Source organism: Xylanibacter sp., from assembly GCF_057607445.1.
In genome coordinates, this window is sequence record NZ_DBLZAX010000010.1 from 1 (window position 1) to 19,515 (window position 19,515).

Genomic DNA, 19,515 nt, shown 5'->3' on the forward strand with positions numbered 1-19,515 from the left:
GGCGGGGTTCCACCTCTTCCCATTCCGAACAGAGAAGTTAAGCCCGCCTGCGCCGATGGTACTGCAATGCAATGCGGGAGAGTAGGAGGCCGCCTTTTTTTCAGAGTTGAGTCCCTGACGTCATGATGATGTCAGGGACTCTTTTTTTTTGATTCCCACTGAGGATGAGATTAATGAGACTTATGGGACTAATAAGACTAATGTGACTTATTTTAAAGAGACATATGGTGACATCCCCAATGACTTGCCGTACACTTTAGACATTCTACCACATAAATGCACATACGTTTGAAAAGCTGAACAAAGAAACATTAAGCGTTTTCGGGTAGTGTTTCACCGACTATGTCTGAATCAAGTTGACTTAACCCCGAATCGGGTATTAGAATTCAGTCGGATTCTTGCTTTATATTGAGCGGATTTTTGTTTGATTTTTCGCAGGCATAGCAGGCTATGTCAAGAAAAAGCTGGTAAGAAGGTACCAATAGAAAACAAAAAGGCGGCTGAAAGCATGAAAGCACAAAATAGATAAAACTATGTGCGATTTAATGACAGATTGGGGTTAAACGCAGTTGATGAAACACTACTGCTTGACAACCCTCAAGTAGAAGGGAACCAGGCGAATGTTCATTTTCCTCCAATGGTTTCGCTCTCTCTGTCTGTCCAGAACCTTCAAAGAAGAATTTTAAACAGGCTCTTAAATATCGGAATTATTTTATAAGGGTGCTTGCCAAAATCACTTTTCATCCGATGTGTTGTAATTAGCATGAGGATATGTCAAACCTCTACCGGAACTAATGTTACAGTCTTACCTTGAGGATGATTGCTTTCTCCTTCTGGTTCAGCTTGATTCCATATATTTGTTTCAAGAAAGTAGAGATTCTTTGCCATGTACTCCTTAAGATAATAGTCGCCTGTTTGTTTTACTCTGTTGTTCCAGTTCGCTTCTTCATTAAGTATCAATGGCAAATCATGCTGCAATCTATAACGTACTTCTACTGAGTGAAGCATGATTCCGTTTTCATCTGTGACATATGCTGCAAATGTAGGGTCAACCCAAACCCATTTATTCAGCGATTTACTCCAGGCAATGCAGATGACATGGCAATCGCTGTCCGTCTCCCATCCTTTTCTGGATACATGTTATATATTTTGCAGGAATCCCCACAGCAAGCAATGCCTCTGTCAAGCATATAGCAAGAGCCCTGCAGTTGTAACCACAACTGTTTCTACGAGCAGATTCGTATGTATTTTCCAAATTTCTTGCTCCGGGAGCCAAACCGTTGCTTCCGTCATGTTCGATGTTGTCATGAACCCAATAAAGGAGATTCTTCATTCTGCTGATGTCATCCCCATTACCGGCTATTTTGTCAAGATTGAACTTCTTGCGTGTCATTTTCAACATTCTGTCTGAAGGCTCTGCGTATCTGAAAGCCATATCAAAGGATGGTTCTGAGTTGTATTTTGGGGATTCTTTCAAAATATCAAGTTTAGTCTTGACCTCATCCCCCAGACTCCATGCGTAATTCATAGCTGCTTTCAATGTGTCTGCTTCCTTGCTATTCAAAGCTTTTAGTACGGGATAGAGTATTCTGGCTGACTGATATTCATTGCTTCTCATCCAGTCAGAGTTCTTTGCTGTCAGAATCTGTGCCTGCCACTGCGCAGTCTTTTCCAAATCTTTTATCAGGCGAGGATTTGATTTCAGATAATCGATATCTGCTGTTGATGCTATCTTGTCGTTATATACTTTCAGAAAATCCCCATGACAGATGTATTTCGTTAAATTCGGACATTTGGAGTCTTTCAATAAATCCAAATCGAAATAGACCACAGTGCTTTCAAATATCACACTGTCCAATTTCGGACAGTTATGAGCAAATCCCTGGCCTCCTGTACTCGACACAGGACCTCGGAATATGATTTTCCTCAAGTTTGGGCAATTTGTAACTAATGCGCAGTCGAAATGACCGATAGCTCCCTCAAACACTATCTCCTCAATAGTGTTATTATCCATAAATAGACCTCACGGGATATAATCTATATTGCCGAATGTTACTTTTTTCAGATTGGTAAATCCAATATTTCCTAATCTTCCGATTGTCATTATGTCGGGAATATGAATTTCTTCGACATGAGAGTCGTAAACTAGGCTATCCAGAAACATTCGTATTCCATCTCTCACAGGGCCGTCGAAATGGTCAGGAGCATGAAGAACGATATTCTGGGAAAAAGACGGAATTACTATTGTAATTGCAGCAATTAATCAAATAAAAAATCTATGCATAATAAATATATATTCTGAATGATAAAATTAATAAAAATTCCAACACAGCGGTCACATTACCAAATAAATTGGAAAGTGTACGGACGCTAAACAAAAACATTCTCCTAGCAAGACTCTCGCCGCAAGAACCTTCAATACAAGACGATTCTGTTTCATGTAATCTCTTTCAATAATATAATGTGAGTTCGACGAATTGTAAATGCGTGTAAGTTTGGTGATAAGCGAAAATCGTTGTAACTTTATGGTGCTGAACAACAAAGTATTACAAACAATAATCGCCATGATCACCGGGAGCAAAGTTATAGATTTATTTTGTATGGCAGACGATTTAGCTTCGCTGATTTTCAATTCTGCAAATTTTTGATGCTATGATGGCAAAATATACGCTTAAACCAACCGCAAAGCGCAAATTTAATTATTTGTTGGTGGCAAAGATATAATAAAGACAAAAGTGGGGTTAGTCATACTGCCATAAATTGTCTGGCAGTATGACTAACCCCACTTTTGTCTTTTAATTATGTTTCTTAGAATTGCTCCAAGATCTCTATTCTTTTCTTTGTATCCGGGTGTGTGCTGAATAATGAATTAAAGAAATTCATCATGCCCGGTGCGAAGTGTTGCGGATGAATAATGAACAGCTGCGCGATATCGTCACGCTTGACGTTATTCAATCCAGGATCGCCAGATATCTTTCTCAGAGCAGAAGCAAGCGCCAAAGGATTGCCACAAAGCTCAGCACCTCCGGCGTCGGCCATATATTCACGTTTACGCGATATTGCAAAACGCGTAAGCAATGTGAAGAAGTAAGCAACTGCACAGCATAAAGCTCCGATTATGAATACCGCAATCATAGACAGTCCGTTGCCGCGGTTGTCCTCGTCATCACTGCTGCGGCTGCTTAGTCCGCCAAACCAGAATGCGTTATACATCATCTGGATGACGAGGCTCATTATGGTTGATACGATGCCGACAAAGATGATGCTTGTTATCAGCAGTCTTGTGTCGTGATTACGGATGTGCGTCAGCTCATGAGCTATCACACCTGCAAGTTCGTCATCGTTGAGCCTGTCGATTATTCCTGTTGTCAGCGTAACCGTGTAGCTCTTTTTATCTATACCGCTTGCAAAAGCGTTCAGCTGCGGGTCGTCTACGATGTTAATCTTTGGCATATCCATGTTGCATGTCATGCAAAGATTTTCAACGATATTGTAGATTTTGGGATTTTCCTTACGTGTAAGCGGTCTTGCTCCTGTAGCGGCACGTACCATTGCCGTATTTGCAAAATACGCTATTGTAAACCATATTCCTACGCCCACGATGACCCATGGTATGGTGTTCATGAAGTAATAGTTTACTGTTGCGGCGTCAAGCTGGTGTACAATGTTGCCGTATTGGTCGTAGTATCCGTTTCCGAAATAGTTTACCAGTGCGAGGAATACCCATACCATGCCCAGGATTATTACGGGAAACAAGATCAGCAACATTATTGTCAATCTGTTGTTGCGCATAATCTGGGTGTGCATTCCGACATATCTCATATATGCTTGCGATTTATGTTAGAATTTAATTTCAGGTGCCTTGTCGTATGTTGCGCGCTCTTCCTGTGGAACCTCGAACATAGGTTCTTTTTTAAATCCGAACATTTTGGCAAAGATGTTTGACGGGAATGTCTCAACGGCGTTGTTGAGCTCTCTTGTTGCCGAATTGAAGAATCTGCGTACTGCGGCAAGTTTGTTCTCAAGGTCAGCAATTTCGTTCTGCAGCTGCATGAAGTTCTGGTTAGCCTTCAGGTCAGGATAAGCTTCGAGTGACACCTTCAAGCCGGCAAGCGCACTTGTCAGGGCATTTTCAGCATTGATCTTGTCGTTTATTGTTGTGGCGCCCATTGCTGCCGTGCGTGCTTCTGTAACTCTCTGCAGCACTTCGCGCTCGTGTGTGGCATATCCTTTCACCGTGGCTACAAGCTGCGGCACGAGGTCGTGGCGCTGTTTAAGCTGTACGTCGATATTTGCGAAGGCATTTTCGCGGTTGTTTCTAAGTTTTACAAGATTGTTGTACAGGCTTACACACCAAATTGCAAGCAGTACGACGATAACTAAAATAATAATTCCTGTTGTCATAATTTTTTAATGATAAATGGTTTCATAAGTTTGTTTACAAATATAATACCATTTTATGAATATCTGAGGTTTCTTTAAGTCTTTTTGTTTATTATTCTTATTTAATATGAAGGTTGTAGCCAATAAGGACACGTGCCGGTTTAGTTTCGTCATGAAATAAAAAAACTCTGCATGACAGGATCTATCCTATGACATGCAGAGCGTTATGTTAAGTTTTAATGTTTATTTCAGCAGATTCATTACTTTGTTGAAGTATCGCTGAGTGCCTTTTATGCTGTATCTGAGTCCGCCGTTCCACGACCTTATGGCCTGCTCTATGCTGTTTTGCGGATTGTGGACCGACTGAAACAAAATGAACATCTCTTTCGATTTTGCCACGTTAAAGCGGTCAGACAGCTTAAATCTTTTCTTGCTTTTTCTTCTTTTCAGGATGTTGTTGCACTCTCTTACCAGAATCGGAGTTATCTGCATTGCTCCGCATGAGTTGCCGCTTACGGCTTTGGGGTTTCCTTCGCTTTCGACTTGAATAATGGCGTCCATCACCGGATTCCAGTCGAATTGAGGGCTTTGAGTTTCGTTGTTTTCTGCAAAAGCATATAAATTTGCTGTAAATACAAATAATAATACTAATACTTTTCTTAATATTCTCTCCATATTTTACGGTTTATGGCATCTGGACATATAAAAAAACAGGGATGTCCGCGGCAAGCGGTTCGTATGAGAAAAATTATTGAACCGAGTCTGGATGCCAGTTATATACTAACGCGAATGGCGGCTTTCAAAACAAAAGAAGATACGCCATTCAATCTTTTTACCGCTGCAAAGGTATGAAAAAAAATGCGATTATCCAAACTTTGTTCCGTTTTTTAAACATTTTGCATTGAAATAAGCATTTTATATCATGTTGAAAATCAACTAATTGCTTTAAAAATATGTAAAATATTTTCGGCTGCCGTCTTGCGCCCGAATTTAGGCGAAACATAATGTTAATGCACGTTTCACGGCATTTGTTGTTAGAAAGACGGCCCATTTTTATATCTTAAATCATGTTGCGTGCTAAAGTGTTATAGACTATAACTATGCTAAGATTGTTGCAGGAGTGAATAAGGGGCAATGTCGCTTTGCCATGCAGGTAAATTATTGTCATAGTTTTGCCTTGTGCCAGTTTCCGCTATTTTTTCATGATATAAGGTAAGGATTGCAGGCATCAGAATTAAACCTCAAAAAACTGAAAGGAAAATATACTATTATCCTTATAGGAAAGCCGGAACAATAGCTTGAAATATGCGGACTGTAAGCAAAGTTGCGCTTGTTGGTTTCAAATCATTAACCTATTGTTTACGGTCCGTAAGTGGCCCACTTTTAATGCAAAAGTGGCCGAGTTTTTTGTCGCAAACAAATGGTTTTTTATGCCCAGTCCGATGTTCCGTGCATTTCAGCGCAGGCATTGTTAGAAAAACATTGTTTATCCCAATCTGCCGGTATTAATAAGTTTGCTGTGTGATTCTTCCTGTTGGCTGATGACGTAGTGTATCTTGAGCAGTGTTTTCTGAAGGCCGACAATGAAATTTCTTGTCTGCAAGCGTTTGGCTTTCAGAATATTAAAATAATACAAACCGCTCATTATTCGGCTGCCAATGACCTGCCGGGGTTAAAAAACTACGTTTTTCGTTTGTCTTTTCATTCTCCTTTCACTATTTTTGACTACCTTTGCATTGACGATTGTTGAAACATGCCATATTGGCAGGCTTAATTGTATGTCGGCATGCGTCATGCCGGGCATGTGTGAGAGGCACGGCCTGTTTCGTGCATGTTGTTTTTTTGAATGATTAACGGATAATTTCTTTATAAAATTATGTATTACGTTTCTAAGCGAATGGAGATTGCTGGCTGTCATCGCCTTACTCTTTCTTATGACAGCAAATGCTGTAATCTGCACGGACACAATTGGATTGTTACGGTTTATTGCAAGTCGCGTGAGCTTAACGCTGAGGGTATGGTTGTTGACTTTAAGCATATAAAGGATAAAATTCACGGATATCTAGATCATGGCAACTTCAACGAACTGCTGCCGTTCAATCCTACGGCCGAAAACATTGCAGCCTGGATATGCAGTCAGGTTGAGCACTGCTATCGGGTGGATATAGAAGAAAGCGAGAACAACAAGGTGTCATACGTTAAAGACGAAGACTGACGTTTATGAGGGTAAACGAAATTTTTTATTCGCTTCAGGGCGAAGGCTACTTTACCGGAACACCAGCCGTCTTCGTACGTTTTTCAGGCTGCAATCTCAGTTGCAGCTTTTGTGACACGGAGCATACGTCGTTTACGGAAATGTCTGAGGAAGACATCGTCCATGAGGTGTGTGCCTATCCGGCTGCGCATGTGGTTATCACCGGCGGCGAGCCGACAATGCAGCTTACAGCTTCGCTTGTTGACAGGCTGCACGCTGTCGGAAAGTATGTGCAGATAGAGACAAACGGCACTTATCGTCTCCCCGAAGGCTGCCGTGTCGACTGGATTACGTGTTCGCCTAAATATCGTCCTGTCGTCCTGACGCATATTGACGAACTGAAAGTGGTGTTTCAGACGCCGGAGCAGGATATGTCGCAATATGACGGCATGGAGGCTCAGGTGTATAGCCTGCAGCCATGCGACGTGAATGACGACAGACGGAATGCCGTGATATTAAAAGATGCCGTGGAATATTGTCTTTCGCATCCCAAGTGGCGTCTTTCGCTTCAGACCCATAAAATAATTAATGTGAGATAACGGCCTTCAGCCTTTACGGCGACATGGCTCGCCTGTGTCTGAATAACGTGGCACGACAGTTATGCCGTCTGTGGCAATTCATAAGAAATCAATGAGGCAATTAGGCATAGCCTCATTGATCACCACCGTTGAAGTGAAGTATTTTCAGCAGCTGCTTTTCGTGCTGCAGTTCCTTCAAGCCCTTGTCGGGCGATATGAGCATCATACTCCTTATCACGTCGTTTTGTCCGCACGTGTAGTTATAATAGTCAATAAGTTCTCCGGTGAGCTTTTCTTTCAGGATAACTTCTGTTCTTAGTTTTTCAAACTCCTCCAGTGGTATTTCGTCTCCCTGGCGTACAAAGATAATACGCCTTGCGATAGGATTGCGGTTGTAGTCGTGCGTGAGATAAATGCCCTTAATCACTTCTGGATATTCAATGATAGGCAGTTGCAGATAAATAACCTTCAGTGCGAGCTGCAGCCTCTTTTGCTCGTTGAACATCAGATAGCCAATCTGGAACGGCGAGAACAGGCCTACTCCTACATAATAGTCGCCGGCCATATTCTGGCAGTAAACCTTCGGCAGGGTGTCGCCGTCGGCAATGGATGATATCATGTAGGGCTCAACCTTCAGTCCGTCGGCATACGACGAAGCGCTGTACGACTGGTACAGGCCTGTGTATATGCCTGCGTTGGGAAGATACTTTATTGATTCTTTTTCAATATCGTCAAGAAACGGACGGCTGTTGCTCTTTCCGCTTATCAGCCGTGGCTCTATATGGCACACCTTGTCGTACAGTTCGTCAAGGCATCCCAGCAGCTTTCTCTTAGACACATTGTTCACCTGCTGCAAGGCGTTGTTAAGCGCGTAGTCGCTTTCGTTGCCGCCGGATATGCTGTTGATGTAGGCGGGCAGTACAGACGAATATAAAGAAGACAGAACGCTCGAGGTTATGTTCGTCTCCTCCGAAATGTCCTTCATCTTCACTCCTGCGTCACGCAGTTTCTTCAGTTGCTCATACAGTGATACCAGTTTATCCATATCCTTTATTTTTGGCGCGAATGTACCAAAACGATATTACAAAAACATTACCATTCTGATTCATTATCATGATATGAAAATTACATAATGAATACACGTTTTTTTGGCGTTATAATATATGATTAATTGATTTTTTCATATTGCAGACCGATATACTTTTGCTGCCGTAATTAAAAAAATGAACAAACAAAATCATCAATATAATTATGGAAAAAGCAACAAAGAACAAAAGAATGTCGGAACTCCTGCTTATACTTTGGGCCGGAGGTGCAGCCTTGCTGTCTTACTCGCTTGTATATGCCTTGCGCAAGCCGTATACGGCAGCCTCTTTCGAGGGATTGACCCTGTTTGGAACAGATTATAAGGTAGCTGTTACAACCATTCAGATACTTGGGTATGTAATAGCAAAATTCTTCGGTATAAAACTTATCTCTGAGCTGAAACGCGAAAACCGCTTCCGCTTTTTTGTAACATCGGCAATAATGGCCGAGGTGGCTTTGATAGGCTTCGGCGTGCTCAGCGCTCCTTACAATGCCGCAGCAATGTTTTTCAACGGCCTTTCGCTCGGATGCATGTGGGGCGTTATCTTTAGTTTCATTGAGGGCCGAAAGGTTACGGATATGCTGGCGAGCCTTTTGGGCGTAAGCATGGTGTTCAGTTCCGGAATAGCCAAGAGCTTCGGACTCTTTGCCATGAACGAACTTAATATAGACCAGTTCTGGATGCCGGCAGTCATTGGCGGCGTGGCCCTGCCCCTGCTTGTGCTTATGGGCTATCTGCTTAAGCGTCTGCCCAGCCCTACACAGGAAGATATCGAGTTGCGCAATGAGCGCGTTGTCTTAGACTCTGAAGGCCGCAAGCGTCTGTTCCTGAGTTTCGCGCCAATACTCACGCTGCTGTTTATCGGCAACTTCATGCTCCTTGTCCTGCGCGACATTAAGGAAGATTTCCTTGTGCTTATTCTCGACATGAGCAATCAGTCGTCATGGCTGTTCGCACAGGTCGACACTATAGTTACATTGGCCATACTTGCCCTGTTCTCGGCCTTTGTGTTCTTCCGCAGCAACATCAAGACGCTTATGTGCCTCATGGGCATTGTCATACTGAGCTGTATCACCATGGCATACGTGTCGTTCAACTACAAAGCCCTCGACCTGCAGCCTGTTGTGTGGCTGTTCATAGAGAGCCTGTGCCTTTATATAGCCTATCTTACGTTCCAGACAATATTCTTCGACCGTTTCATAGCCTGTTTCAGGATAAAAGGCAACGTTGGATTCTTCATCGCGATAATCGACTTTATCGGATACATGGGAACGGTAACACTGCTTTCAACCAAGGAGTTCCTCAATTTCGACATGGAATGGTTCGACATGTTCAACCACATGGCATTCTTCGTCGGTGCAGTATGCACAGTCTTGTTCACAATAGTAGCCACGCTTATCTACAAGCGCTATTCGCTTAACAACAGAAACAAGACAAAAAACTCTAAGATGGATTTGTTTATAAACCCTCAATATAATACAATTTAAAATGAACTACGACATCATAATCATAGGAGGCGGTCTGCTCGGAACAGCCACTGCCTATCAGTTGGCAAAACGCAAAGCCGGTAAGATATTGCTTTTAGACGGTAACGAGATTGCATCTCAGGCCTCTTCGCGCGCGGCCTGCCTGCTGACACGTGCGCGGACAAAACCGGCGCTGATGGAACTGGTGCAGGAAACCTACGACTGCATAGACGAGATAGAACAGCTTCTTGGAGAGTCGCTCGAGCTGCAGCAGTGCGGAAGCGTTACGATTGCTTCGTCAGAAGCCTCGCTGAAGGGTGTGGAAGCCTTGGAGAGTGCAGCCAACGACTTTGGCATTCCGAATGAACGGATATCACAGAAACGTGTGAAAGAACTGTTGCCATGGATCAACGAAGCAGCCGCTGACGTAGCCGTATATATGCCCACAGACGCCTTTATCGACTCTGCACTGCTGTGCTCTGGATATGCCAGGGCTGCAAAGGCGCTGGGTGTGGAACTGAGAACTAACTGCAAGGTGAGGTCGATACAGACCGAAGGCGGAAGGATAAGCGGCGTTGAACTGCCTGACGGTGAGATGATAAGTGCTCCCGTTGTTGTCAATGCTGCCGGCTCATGGGCCAATCTGCTTATGCGTCCGCTCGGTGTAGGACTGCCGTTTACGCCCGTAAGGAGCCACTTCTGGATTACCGGCATCGACAAGCAGCGCTTCCCGGTAAACCATCCGTTCTCTGTCATTCCTGACGCAAGAGCCTTCACGCGATCGGATGTAGGAGCCTTGATAATAGGTCTGCGCGAAAGCCAGTGCCAGTCGTTCGACCCTTCTACGATGACAGACCAGCTTCAGGACTTCGACTTCAACAAGGCTGCCAAGTGGGAGGTGCTTGACGAATGTGCACCGCTCCTGAAGCGTTTCTTGCCGGATATAGAAGACCTCGGCATAGCCCACTACATGGCCGGTCCGTCTTGCTATGTGCCCGACGCAATGTTTATCATCGGTCCGGTGAGCAAATACGAAGGTCTGTTTACCGTTACGGGCTGCTGTGGCGGTGGCGTGGCTGCCGGTGGAGGTATGGGACGGTTGGCTGCCGAACTTATTACAGGCGAGAAACCATTTGTCTCACCCGGTCTTTTCGCACCGGAGCGTTTTGGTGAAGTTGATCCGTTCTCAGCCGAATTTCAGAAGAGATGTGCCGATGCCCGTTCAAACAAAAAGGGCGGATAGGCCTGTGCTGCAAATGAAGATATAGAAAACACGAACATAAATATAAAAATGTAGAAAATGAAACGATATATAGTTTTTCTGAAACAAGTACCCTTATCCACAAAGGTTGAAATAGATCCGGTGACAAAGACCCTGAAGCGCTCGTCGGCTCTTACGCGCACCAACCCTGACGACCTGCATGCGTTGCAGACTGCCGTTAACCTTAAGAAAAAGACCGGGGCAGAGATTGTGGCTGTAAGCATGGGACCGGAGATGGCTGTAGAGGTGTTGCGCGAGGCACTGCAATACGGAGCCGACAAGGCTGTGCTGCTTTCGTCGCGTGCTTTTGCCGGAAGCGACACGTTGTGCACGAGCAAGTCGCTCGCAGCTGCCGCACGTAAGATTGGCGACTACGACCTGCTGTTCTTCGGCAAGATGGCTGTAGACGGCGACACAGCACAGGTTGGACCTGAAGTGGCTGGCCAGCTTGACATTCCGCAGATAACACAGCTGACAGCCATAACGGCCATATCTGACACTTCGGTAAGTGTTACAAGAAACGCCGGCTGCAAGCTTCAGCATCTTGAGGTGAAGATGCCGTGCGCCATCATGGTGAGCCGTGAAAACTGCGAACTTGAGAACGTAACGCTTCGTGCATGGCAGAAGGCACGCCAGCAGCCCATTACAAGATGGAACGAGCACGACCTGGGTCTTTCTTCTGACGAGATCGGACTGTGTGCGTCGCCAACACAGGTAGTGGCAACAGAGGTTCCTCAGCACGACAAGGTGGTAGAATGGATTGAGGACGGACATGCCGTGATGGACATTATAGAGAATAATGTGCTTTGTCAAACAAAATAACAGATAATAAGAATTATGAGTTTCGCATTAAATTTAGATAAAGATCTTTGCATAGGTTGTGGCATCTGTTCTGATAACTGTGCTTTCGGGGCTATAACCATGAGTGATTTTCCCGAGATAAACGAAGACAGCTGCCGTCTGTGCGGAAGTTGTGTACAGGCATGTGCCGCCGGGGCATTAAAGATAAACAAGGAGCAGCCTAAAGACAGCGCTGCCGACAACAGTAAAGGTATATGGGTGTGGGCTGAAGTTGAAAACGGACAGCTGGCGCCCGTGAGCATTGAGCTGCTGGGCAAGGCTGTAGAGCTGTCTGAAAACTTGGCGCAGCCGGTTGAGGCAGTGCTCATAGGCGACGGCGTGAGCGGGCTGGCAGACGACCTTATTGCGTATGGCGCCGACTGTGTGCATGTGGTTGACTCGCCGTTGATGGCCGACTTTATCGACGAAAACTACACCAAAGTCTTTGAACGCCTGATACGGCAGAATCGCCCGGCTATACTCCTTATGGGGGCAACCCTGCTCGGACGCGGCCTTTCGGCACGCCTTGCCTCGGTGCTTCACACAGGACTTACTGCCGACTGCACTGAACTTGAGATTGACAAAGAGACCAAATTGCTGCGACAGATACGTCCTGCTTTCGGCGGCAACCTTATGGCAACGATAATAAATCCTGCGCATCGCCCGCAGATGGCTTCGGTGCGTCCCGGCATCATGCGTCCGGCCGTGAAAGACGACAGCCGCAGAGGCCGCGTCGTGAGATACGACTGCGACGAGAGCATGAACGATGCGCGCGTAAGGCTTATTGAGACATTGAGCAGCGAAGTGAAGCATTCGTCGCTGAGCAACAGCAAGATTATCGTGGCGATAGGGCGCGGAGTGAAGACGCGTAAATGTGCCGACGAAATCAGCGCATGGGCAAAGAGCATAGGTGCGTCTGTTGCCGGATCGAGGGCTGCCGTTGAGATGGGGCTTGTGGATGCATCGGTTCAGGTAGGGCAGACCGGTCATACTGTTGCCCCCGACCTTTATGTGGCAATAGGAATCAGCGGACAGATACAGCATACGGCAGGTATTGTCGGGGCTAAAAAGATAATGGCGATAAACACCGACAGGCAGGCTCCGATATTCAGCGTGGCCGATTACGGATGGAACATCTCTGCCGAGGAAGCGCTGGCAAGGCTTGTCGACATAACATCTGTAAAGGCATGAGCAAGAAGATATTAGCATGTATCGTCATGCTGGCGGCATCCTTCAGTGTGGCACTTGCCGGCGATTCGCTCAAGATAAAGTTCCGTTCGCGTGCATTGTTGGATGCCACGGTTACCGATTATGGCAAGGAAGACGTGCAGGGCTATTACCGTCTTGAAGATTTTCGCGTAGGCTTTAAGGCAAACTATGGTCAATTCGAGCTGAAGGCCGACATCGGTTTCGGCGGCGGAAAGGTGGCGATAAAAGACCTGCTGTTCAACTATCACATGAAAAACTGCGTGGTGGCTGTGGGCAACGCCTATGAACCTTTCTCGATGGATATGCTCATAAGCACCGTAGACATGCGCTTCAACCAGTCGGCAACTTCGGTTCTGGCGTTCACCAACAGCCGTAAGCTCGGCGCAACGATACACTATTATCTGCCGTCGCTCTATCTGGCTACGGGCGTTTATACGCACAACGACATCAACAAGATTGGCAGCAGCCAGGTAAACGCCTTCGTGTCAACCAGCCGTGCCGTGTGGCGCAGGCAGAAGGGCGACTATCTCATACATGCAGGAGGCGCCTTCTCGTTCCGCACACGGCCGGTAAACACCGAGGGGGACCCTGAAACTGAAGTTAGCAGTGCAGGCGTGACGTCGATGCTTCCCAATGCTCTGCTAAACGCAAAGGTAGACCATCTTGGCACGGAGGTGAAGGGGCTGCTCGAAGCTTTATACATGTCGCCCAAGTTTATGATTCAGAGCGAATATTTTGTCGACCGCTATAACCGTACTCAGGGCGAAGCCTATATGCCTCACGGCGGATATATTCAGGCCGGATATCTTATAAAGGGGCGCGGATTTGAGTATGATCCGGTGTACAGCATACCGGGACGCCCTAAGACAGAAAAGGCTATTGAGCTTACTGCGAGGTTGAACTACACTGACATGAACGACCCGAAGGCCGGCATATCTGGAGGCAAGGAGACCGACCTGTCTGTAGGGGCCAACTTCTATCTTAACAAGTATCTGGCCGTGAAGGCCAACTGCAGCTATGTCTTTGTGGGCGACAACTGCAACGAGTTTTATCAGAAAGACCTGCTGCTGGGTCAGATACGAATACAATACGTATTCTGACGACCCCTTTCTTTAGCCGAAAAATGTTTCAGTCTCTATGCTTTCCTGTCGGGAAGCATAGATTTTTATTTGTCTTCAATCGTCATTGTCATTTGGCATAACATCCGTTTTTATATAGAGCTTGCCGTCGCCTGCCTTCCGTATATATAGCGGAAATGTCGAAATAAGGCAAATGACAGGCCGGCAATGGAAAGCAGAATGGCGAAAGAATGCATCAGTCTGCTTGTATAATAAAGCCGGATGCGGTATGCTGAAGGCCATTCGTAATGACGCATGGCTGTCAGTATGTCTCAGCGAACTGTCCCGATAATGTACCGGTCTTCTATGGATTTTCCGGCAAAAAGTCTTTTTCCGAACAGTCTGACAGACGCGGATATAGCGACAAATATTGTGGTGCACGCCCTGAAACAGGGCATAGGAAAGTTTAGAAAAACAAAAAACGGATAAATACTTTGTTAAGTATATTATCCGTTGTAGTTGCGGAGGCAGGACTCGAACATGCGACCTCCAGGTTATGAGCCTGGCGAGCTACCAACTGCTCCACTCCGCGATGTTAATTTTTAATTCGCTTGCGCCTCATTTCTGATTTGCGTTTGCAAAGGTACTGCTTTTTTTTGAATCTGCAAAATTTTAGGGAAAAATTTTAATGGAAAATTAAAAAATGGCTATAAAAACGGCTGTTTTTGTTGTCCGGCCCCATACTTTACATGGCTTTAGCCTGCATTTGTGAGGTTAGCCGTGCGTAAGCATTTTGCCTTAATGCCGAGCATTATGACATTTTGTTTATGTACGGATTTTATGGTGAAATAGAAAAAATGTTGTCGTTAATCCCGTCGCTTGGTAAAGCATATTTACAAAAGAGAGCCAAGTGGCAGGTTTTTAAGTGGTAAACCTATGGGTTTTTACTCAAAAACGGCACGTTTGGCAATGCAAAACAATGCTGTTTTTGAGCGCAAATCATGTCGTTTTATGCCATTTTAGAACAAAAAATGATGCACATTATCTGGTCAGGCGGCATAATGCCTTATACGACAGACTGTTGCAATTGCACACGTATTTTGCCCATATTTTCGTCCAAATGATTTTAATTTTCAAATATTCAAGTTTCAGAGCGTCGGCGAAATTCAATTTGACATGTAAATGCCGAATATTAAGTCAAAGTGGCAAACTGATAAATTACAGGTCGATACCTGCTTCTTTTTCCTTTTGTGCAAAGAAATTGCCGGTTAGAATATTTTTTATTCATGAAATTTTTGTCTTTTTGTTTTTTTTCTTAATTTTGCACAAAACTCGAACGACTAACTTTTTAATGATAATTATTATGAAAAATTAAGTGGAAAGAAAATCAGACTTTTAGCTGCCGCTGTTTTAGTGGTGGGAGGTACGTTTATTCCTCAAACTGCATTTGCGTATAAGTATTACGTGCATTGCGATGATGGAGATGTTATGATGTTTGAATTTGAAGATAAGGAGACGGCGAAGTTGTACTTTTCAATCCTTGGTAGTGGTGGCTTATTTGGTGAGCATGCTTATCTTACATCAAGGCCAAATGGCGGTTTTTTAACTGGCTTTTAATTTATGCGGCATTATTTATTTTTAGATGTAATATTAAGGCAATATTTAAATTCAAGCATTCATTTGTCATGTAGGTGTTATGTTAAATGATTAAGAGGACACTGAAAAGGTTCTCATTTTGCGATTTCTTTGCTTGCGTTATTAGTACCCCTTATACGACACGATTGCAAATATCGCAATCTCAGAAACTCAAAAATGCTTTTAAGGACTTTTTCGGTGCCCTCCCGATTAAGTGGCGTTTTTTTTGTTCTATGAAAAAAATATATTTAACAATATTAATATTGTTCGTTTTGAGTTCATCTGTATTTTCTCAAGGTGAACTATTATTGGGTATAGGTGGTAAGTATAAAAAAATAAAAAAGGATATATATGATACGGCATTGGTTAGCGCATATTATAAGCTCGCCTATCTAAAAGATTCAACAAGAACTTCAAGTTACACGAAAGGACTTACCGTGTTGTTCTTTTCAGATAAGTATGTAAGATTTGGTGATTATTACAGATTATTGGCTGATTCTGTCAATGACATGTGTGCTGAAGATAAAAAAAAAGCTCGTGATGAGAGCTTAAATGTTGAACATTCTAATTATATATCAAAAACGGCATTTTATACAGCTACTATGACGGACCTGGAAAATAGGCAGACAACAGTCCAGATAGATTTTCTTTTAAAGTATGAATACACAATGCCTACTCCTGATCTGCGCTGGATCCTCGAGAGCGGCGACACACTGATAAACGGAGTGGCGTGTAAGAAGGCAACCTGCAATTATGCCGGCAGACATTATATCGCATGGTATGATGAAAACTTTCCTGTCCCATACGGACCATACATTTTCTATGGACTTCCAGGGCTGATAATGAAAATATATGATGATAAGCGGAACTGGATTTTTGAAAATGTCGGTATCGAGAAAGCTGAAAGTCTACGTGAAATGTATTTGTATAAGCGCAAGGATATAATAAAGACATCAAGAGAACACGCTCTTGCCGCATATAAAAATCAACTTGAAAACATGCTCCGTGCGGCAATAGAGTCAGGTAGGGTTAAGATTATAAAGAAAGGTCCTCGGTTTGATGAAAAGTTGAAGAAACGTCCGAGCAACATGATTGAACAGGAATGGTGATGTGTCTTGTCAGAATATTGTTGGCCTTTGTGTTGACGGCATGCCCTCTTGCGGGTTTTGCGCAGACTGGCGGTGACGTATATGTCGAAGGGCGTGTGAGCAACTCGGAAGGCAAGGCGTTGCTTAATGTAACGTGCAAGCTGCTTGACAAAAGAGACTCACTTCTTGCTTATTCGTTTACCGATAAAAACGGAGAATACAGAATAAAACGCTGTGCAGGAGCCGCAAGCATAATGTTCTCGCGTGTGGGGTATAAGTCTGAAACAGTAAGGCTGAAGAATGGCAGCTCCGGATATGACGCCACTCTGTATGACCGCGACCTGCAACTGAACAACGTAACCGTTACGGCCGACGCGATAACACGCAAGAAGGATACGCTGATGTATAATGTTGACGCATTCCGCCAAAAAGGCGACGTCTATATAGAAGATGTGTTGAAACGCATGCCCGGCATTGATGTAGATGAGAGCGGACGCATAACCTATCAGGGCAAGGCTATAAACAAACTTAACATAGAGGGACTGGACCTGATGGGCAACCGATACAACCAGGCTACGCGCAACATGCCGGCTGAGGCTGTGGCTCAGGTGCAGGTAATGGAGAACAACCAGCCCATAAAGGCCCGGCAGGGCAAGGTGAACAACGACAGAGCCACGCTTAATCTTAAGCTGAAGAAAAACTACAGGGTGAAGCCCTTCGGCGAGGTGTCGGGCTCGATAGGGTTCGATCCCACATTATGGGACAACCGTGCCACGGCCATAAGTATAGCCGGAAACAACCAGCTGCTTGCCGACGGAGCCATGAACAACTGCGGTATCGGGCTTGGGCAGCTTGCCGTTGACATGAACACGCTTGAAGACGCTTATACATACGAGCCTGAGCCAAAGTCTTTTCTGTATTCGCCGACATACCATGTTCCGCCAATGTCGCAGCGCTATTATCTCGACAACAAGTCTTCTTTTGCCGGACTCAACTTTCTCCATGCGTTCACCAAGTCGTCGGTGTTGCGTGTCAATGCCCTTTATTATGCAGACACAACGGTTGGTGAAGACAGTGTGTTTAGCCGTTACGTGGCAGACGACACTGTGAGCATATTTGAGAACAACAGGATAACCGACAGCCGGAATACGGCAAAAATGAGCCTTGCTTATGAACTTAACACAAAAAAGGTGTATCTGTCTGACCGTCTTACCGGAAGTATTACATGGCGTGACGCGGCAAACAACAATACGACAAACATCGGAAAGGTGGAAGAATTTATATATCAAAAGCCGCGCGGCCTTCAGAACATCCTCACCGCAGAGCTGAACACTCCGTCGCGCCTTTACAGCCTGTCATCGGTATTCCGGCTTTATGACAATGCGGAATCTCTTTCGGTGGTATTTGGCGGCGACGGCTCAGACAGCCGGATGTTGAAGCTGAAGAGTACATTCATGCGTAACCGTGTTGCAACTGTATTCGACTTGTTCGGCAACAGCCTGACATTGGGCTATATTATGGAACATAAGCACAACAATGTTGCCGGTACTCAGTCGGGACACAGCAGTGTAAGCGGATATTGGATTCATACGGCAGAACCTATGTATGAGATAAATTTTAGCGGAGGCTCGGCTGAAATATCCCTTCCTGTGGAGTACATATCATGCCGTTACAGCTGGCGTGACGGCCGCACCGCCAGGTTTATGTTTTCGCCTCATGCTGATGCCAGCCTGAAGATTGGCAATTTGCTCACAGCCGATGTTGCCGTGGCCTACAATCAGGCTGCCGACACGGATAATCCGCTGACAGATGGCGTGGTGGCAAACAATTACCGCACATATACAAAATATCCTGACAGCATCTCTGTTGAACGTACTTCGCTGGCTAATCTGCGGCTTTCATATTTCGACGCTTCTTCTATGTTTTCTTGTAATGTCTATGCAGGCTGGACGCATGTCAGGCGCGACTATTACATGAAGTATCTTTATGCCGGCGATTACACTTTCGCAACTCCCGAATGGCATGACAACAGCCGTTCTTCGTGGAGTCTGGTGGCATCGCTCAAGAAGATATATACGCGCGCCGGCCTATCGGTAGATGCTTCGTGCAGCTATTCATACAACAAGGCGTTGGCCTCGCAAAACGGAATAGAAGACTATCTGCGTTATAACGCAATGAATGCCTCGCTTACAACGGGATGGGATAAGCTCAGCTGGATTAATCTAAGTGTGACATGTGCCGGCAATGTCAGCTGGAAACGGCACGACTGTTTTTCGGAAAGCGGCGATTTGCTTAAAAATGTATACTATACAGTGCGTATGGATGTCTATCCAGTAAGCAATGTGCATGCGTATTCAGATTTTTCGCAAACCACGTTTGAAGTGTCGCATGGCCATTATTCTACAAACTGCTTTTGGAATGCCGGAGTAATATATGACGTTCTAAAGAGTCTAAGTCTGTCAGTTTCTGCCGTCAACCTTCTTGACCGGCGTGTATATGAGGAGGCTTTTTACACTGGAGTCAATTACCAATATTACCGCACACCGCTGCGCGGGCGTGAGATGATGGTGTCAGTCCGGCTGAAATTCTGACTGTTAAGCAAATATATTGTTTTTCATGTATAGATTTGGTGACAAGTATCAAAAGTACATTTATTTATAGTTTAGTTTAATGTTTCTTTAATCTTTTACGCGTTAAAATGTTTGTGGAGTCAAAT

At 44.8% G+C, this 19,515-nt stretch carries 15 protein-coding genes, 1 tRNA gene and 1 rRNA gene; 10 read left to right on the top strand and 7 right to left on the bottom strand.

Going from position 1 to position 19,515, the window contains the following annotated elements; translation table 11 throughout:
- A 5S ribosomal RNA gene (gene rrf / locus ACZMIG_RS08835) occupies nt 1-98 on the top strand; the annotation flags it as partial.
- A gap of 676 nt (nt 99-774) precedes the next feature.
- On the opposite strand, the gene ACZMIG_RS08840 is transcribed toward rrf, so the two are convergent.
- From ACZMIG_RS08840 to ACZMIG_RS08860, 5 genes are all read right to left on the bottom strand, one after another.
- The gene (locus ACZMIG_RS08840; protein WP_418874216.1) at nt 775-1,008 is read right to left on the bottom strand and encodes a hypothetical protein; all 234 of its coding nucleotides are present in this window, start codon (nt 1,006-1,008) and stop codon (nt 775-777) included.
- Nucleotides 1,009-1,075: 67 nt separating this feature from the next.
- A complete protein-coding gene (locus tag ACZMIG_RS08845; RefSeq protein WP_418874215.1) occupies nt 1,076-2,014 on the bottom strand; it encodes a transglutaminase-like domain-containing protein in 939 nt (312 codons plus the stop codon).
- Between the two features lie 794 nt (nt 2,015-2,808).
- Complete coding sequence (locus ACZMIG_RS08850) at nt 2,809-3,822, bottom strand: M48 family metallopeptidase (protein WP_053398260.1); 1,014 nt, start codon at nt 3,820-3,822, stop codon at nt 2,809-2,811.
- 18 nt (nt 3,823-3,840) lie between these two features.
- Nucleotides 3,841-4,404 (bottom strand): LemA family protein, encoded by a 564-nt coding sequence (locus tag ACZMIG_RS08855; protein WP_021854651.1) that lies wholly within the window; start codon nt 4,402-4,404, stop codon nt 3,841-3,843.
- Between the two features lie 222 nt (nt 4,405-4,626).
- On the bottom strand, nt 4,627-5,058 hold the full coding sequence (locus tag ACZMIG_RS08860; protein ID WP_021854652.1) for a transglycosylase SLT domain-containing protein: 432 nt from the start codon (nt 5,056-5,058) through the stop codon (nt 4,627-4,629).
- A gap of 1,201 nt (nt 5,059-6,259) precedes the next feature.
- On the opposite strand from ACZMIG_RS08860, the gene ACZMIG_RS08865 reads away from it, so the two are divergent.
- Together ACZMIG_RS08865 and ACZMIG_RS08870 are read left to right on the top strand one after the other, a co-directional pair.
- Entirely contained in the window at nt 6,260-6,598 is a 339-nt protein-coding gene (locus tag ACZMIG_RS08865; protein WP_021854653.1) for a 6-pyruvoyl trahydropterin synthase family protein, read from the top strand.
- A 5-nt stretch (nt 6,599-6,603) separates the two neighbouring features.
- The gene (locus ACZMIG_RS08870) at nt 6,604-7,176 is read left to right on the top strand and encodes a 7-carboxy-7-deazaguanine synthase QueE (protein WP_487889429.1); all 573 of its coding nucleotides are present in this window, start codon (nt 6,604-6,606) and stop codon (nt 7,174-7,176) included.
- A gap of 112 nt (nt 7,177-7,288) precedes the next feature.
- Here ACZMIG_RS08870 and ACZMIG_RS08875 read toward each other — a convergent pair whose 3' ends face one another.
- On the bottom strand, nt 7,289-8,200 hold the full coding sequence (locus ACZMIG_RS08875) for a hypothetical protein (protein WP_487889430.1): 912 nt from the start codon (nt 8,198-8,200) through the stop codon (nt 7,289-7,291).
- Between the two features lie 206 nt (nt 8,201-8,406).
- Between ACZMIG_RS08875 and ACZMIG_RS08880 the strand changes: the two genes are divergently transcribed.
- From ACZMIG_RS08880 to ACZMIG_RS08900, 5 genes are read left to right on the top strand one after another with little or no spacing between them, the layout of a single operon-like run.
- On the top strand, nt 8,407-9,729 hold the full coding sequence (locus ACZMIG_RS08880) for a DUF5690 family protein (protein WP_125103871.1): 1,323 nt from the start codon (nt 8,407-8,409) through the stop codon (nt 9,727-9,729).
- A 1-nt stretch (nt 9,730) separates the two neighbouring features.
- Nucleotides 9,731-10,951 (top strand): NAD(P)/FAD-dependent oxidoreductase, encoded by a 1,221-nt coding sequence (locus tag ACZMIG_RS08885; RefSeq protein ID WP_021854657.1) that lies wholly within the window; start codon nt 9,731-9,733, stop codon nt 10,949-10,951.
- Between the two features lie 57 nt (nt 10,952-11,008).
- On the top strand, nt 11,009-11,791 hold the full coding sequence (locus ACZMIG_RS08890) for an electron transfer flavoprotein subunit beta/FixA family protein (protein ID WP_287604850.1): 783 nt from the start codon (nt 11,009-11,011) through the stop codon (nt 11,789-11,791).
- Between the two features lie 15 nt (nt 11,792-11,806).
- Nucleotides 11,807-13,000, top strand: a complete 1,194-nt coding sequence (locus tag ACZMIG_RS08895; RefSeq protein WP_487889431.1) for an electron transfer flavoprotein subunit alpha — start codon at nt 11,807-11,809, stop codon at nt 12,998-13,000.
- On the top strand, nt 12,997-14,118 hold the full coding sequence (locus ACZMIG_RS08900; protein ID WP_021854660.1) for a porin: 1,122 nt from the start codon (nt 12,997-12,999) through the stop codon (nt 14,116-14,118). The genes ACZMIG_RS08895 and ACZMIG_RS08900 overlap by 4 nt, the downstream gene beginning before the upstream one ends.
- A 477-nt stretch (nt 14,119-14,595) precedes the next feature.
- Here the strand turns inward: ACZMIG_RS08900 and ACZMIG_RS08905 are convergent.
- Nucleotides 14,596-14,668: transfer RNA gene (locus ACZMIG_RS08905), tRNA-Met, on the bottom strand.
- A gap of 1,276 nt (nt 14,669-15,944) precedes the next feature.
- Between ACZMIG_RS08905 and ACZMIG_RS08910 the strand changes: the two genes are divergently transcribed.
- Together ACZMIG_RS08910 and ACZMIG_RS08915 are read left to right on the top strand one after the other, a co-directional pair.
- Entirely contained in the window at nt 15,945-16,820 is an 876-nt protein-coding gene (locus tag ACZMIG_RS08910; RefSeq protein ID WP_487889432.1) for a GLPGLI family protein, read from the top strand.
- Nucleotides 16,814-19,390, top strand: coding sequence for a carboxypeptidase-like regulatory domain-containing protein (locus tag ACZMIG_RS08915; protein WP_287603955.1), 2,577 nt, complete (start codon nt 16,814-16,816; stop codon nt 19,388-19,390). Before ACZMIG_RS08910 ends, ACZMIG_RS08915 begins: the two co-directional genes overlap by 7 nt.
- Nucleotides 19,391-19,515: the final 125 nt, after the last annotated feature.

What these genes read in the sequence shown, in the direction of transcription:
- ACZMIG_RS08840 (WP_418874216.1), bottom strand. Translation starts at nt 1,008, where the DNA reads ATGCTTCACTCAGTAGAAGTACGTTATAGATTGCAGCATGATTTGCCA.
- ACZMIG_RS08845 (WP_418874215.1), bottom strand. Translation starts at nt 2,014, where the DNA reads ATGGATAATAACACTATTGAGGAGATAGTGTTTGAGGGAGCTATCGGT.
- ACZMIG_RS08850 (WP_053398260.1), bottom strand. Translation starts at nt 3,822, where the DNA reads ATGAGATATGTCGGAATGCACACCCAGATTATGCGCAACAACAGATTG.
- ACZMIG_RS08855 (WP_021854651.1), bottom strand. Translation starts at nt 4,404, where the DNA reads ATGACAACAGGAATTATTATTTTAGTTATCGTCGTACTGCTTGCAATT.
- ACZMIG_RS08860 (WP_021854652.1), bottom strand. Translation starts at nt 5,058, where the DNA reads ATGGAGAGAATATTAAGAAAAGTATTAGTATTATTATTTGTATTTACA.
- ACZMIG_RS08865 (WP_021854653.1), top strand. Translation starts at nt 6,260, where the DNA reads ATGTATTACGTTTCTAAGCGAATGGAGATTGCTGGCTGTCATCGCCTT.
- ACZMIG_RS08870 (WP_487889429.1), top strand. Translation starts at nt 6,604, where the DNA reads ATGAGGGTAAACGAAATTTTTTATTCGCTTCAGGGCGAAGGCTACTTT.
- ACZMIG_RS08875 (WP_487889430.1), bottom strand. Translation starts at nt 8,200, where the DNA reads ATGGATAAACTGGTATCACTGTATGAGCAACTGAAGAAACTGCGTGAC.
- ACZMIG_RS08880 (WP_125103871.1), top strand. Translation starts at nt 8,407, where the DNA reads ATGGAAAAAGCAACAAAGAACAAAAGAATGTCGGAACTCCTGCTTATA.
- ACZMIG_RS08885 (WP_021854657.1), top strand. Translation starts at nt 9,731, where the DNA reads ATGAACTACGACATCATAATCATAGGAGGCGGTCTGCTCGGAACAGCC.
- ACZMIG_RS08890 (WP_287604850.1), top strand. Translation starts at nt 11,009, where the DNA reads ATGAAACGATATATAGTTTTTCTGAAACAAGTACCCTTATCCACAAAG.
- ACZMIG_RS08895 (WP_487889431.1), top strand. Translation starts at nt 11,807, where the DNA reads ATGAGTTTCGCATTAAATTTAGATAAAGATCTTTGCATAGGTTGTGGC.
- ACZMIG_RS08900 (WP_021854660.1), top strand. Translation starts at nt 12,997, where the DNA reads ATGAGCAAGAAGATATTAGCATGTATCGTCATGCTGGCGGCATCCTTC.
- ACZMIG_RS08910 (WP_487889432.1), top strand. Translation starts at nt 15,945, where the DNA reads ATGAAAAAAATATATTTAACAATATTAATATTGTTCGTTTTGAGTTCA.
- ACZMIG_RS08915 (WP_287603955.1), top strand. Translation starts at nt 16,814, where the DNA reads ATGGTGATGTGTCTTGTCAGAATATTGTTGGCCTTTGTGTTGACGGCA.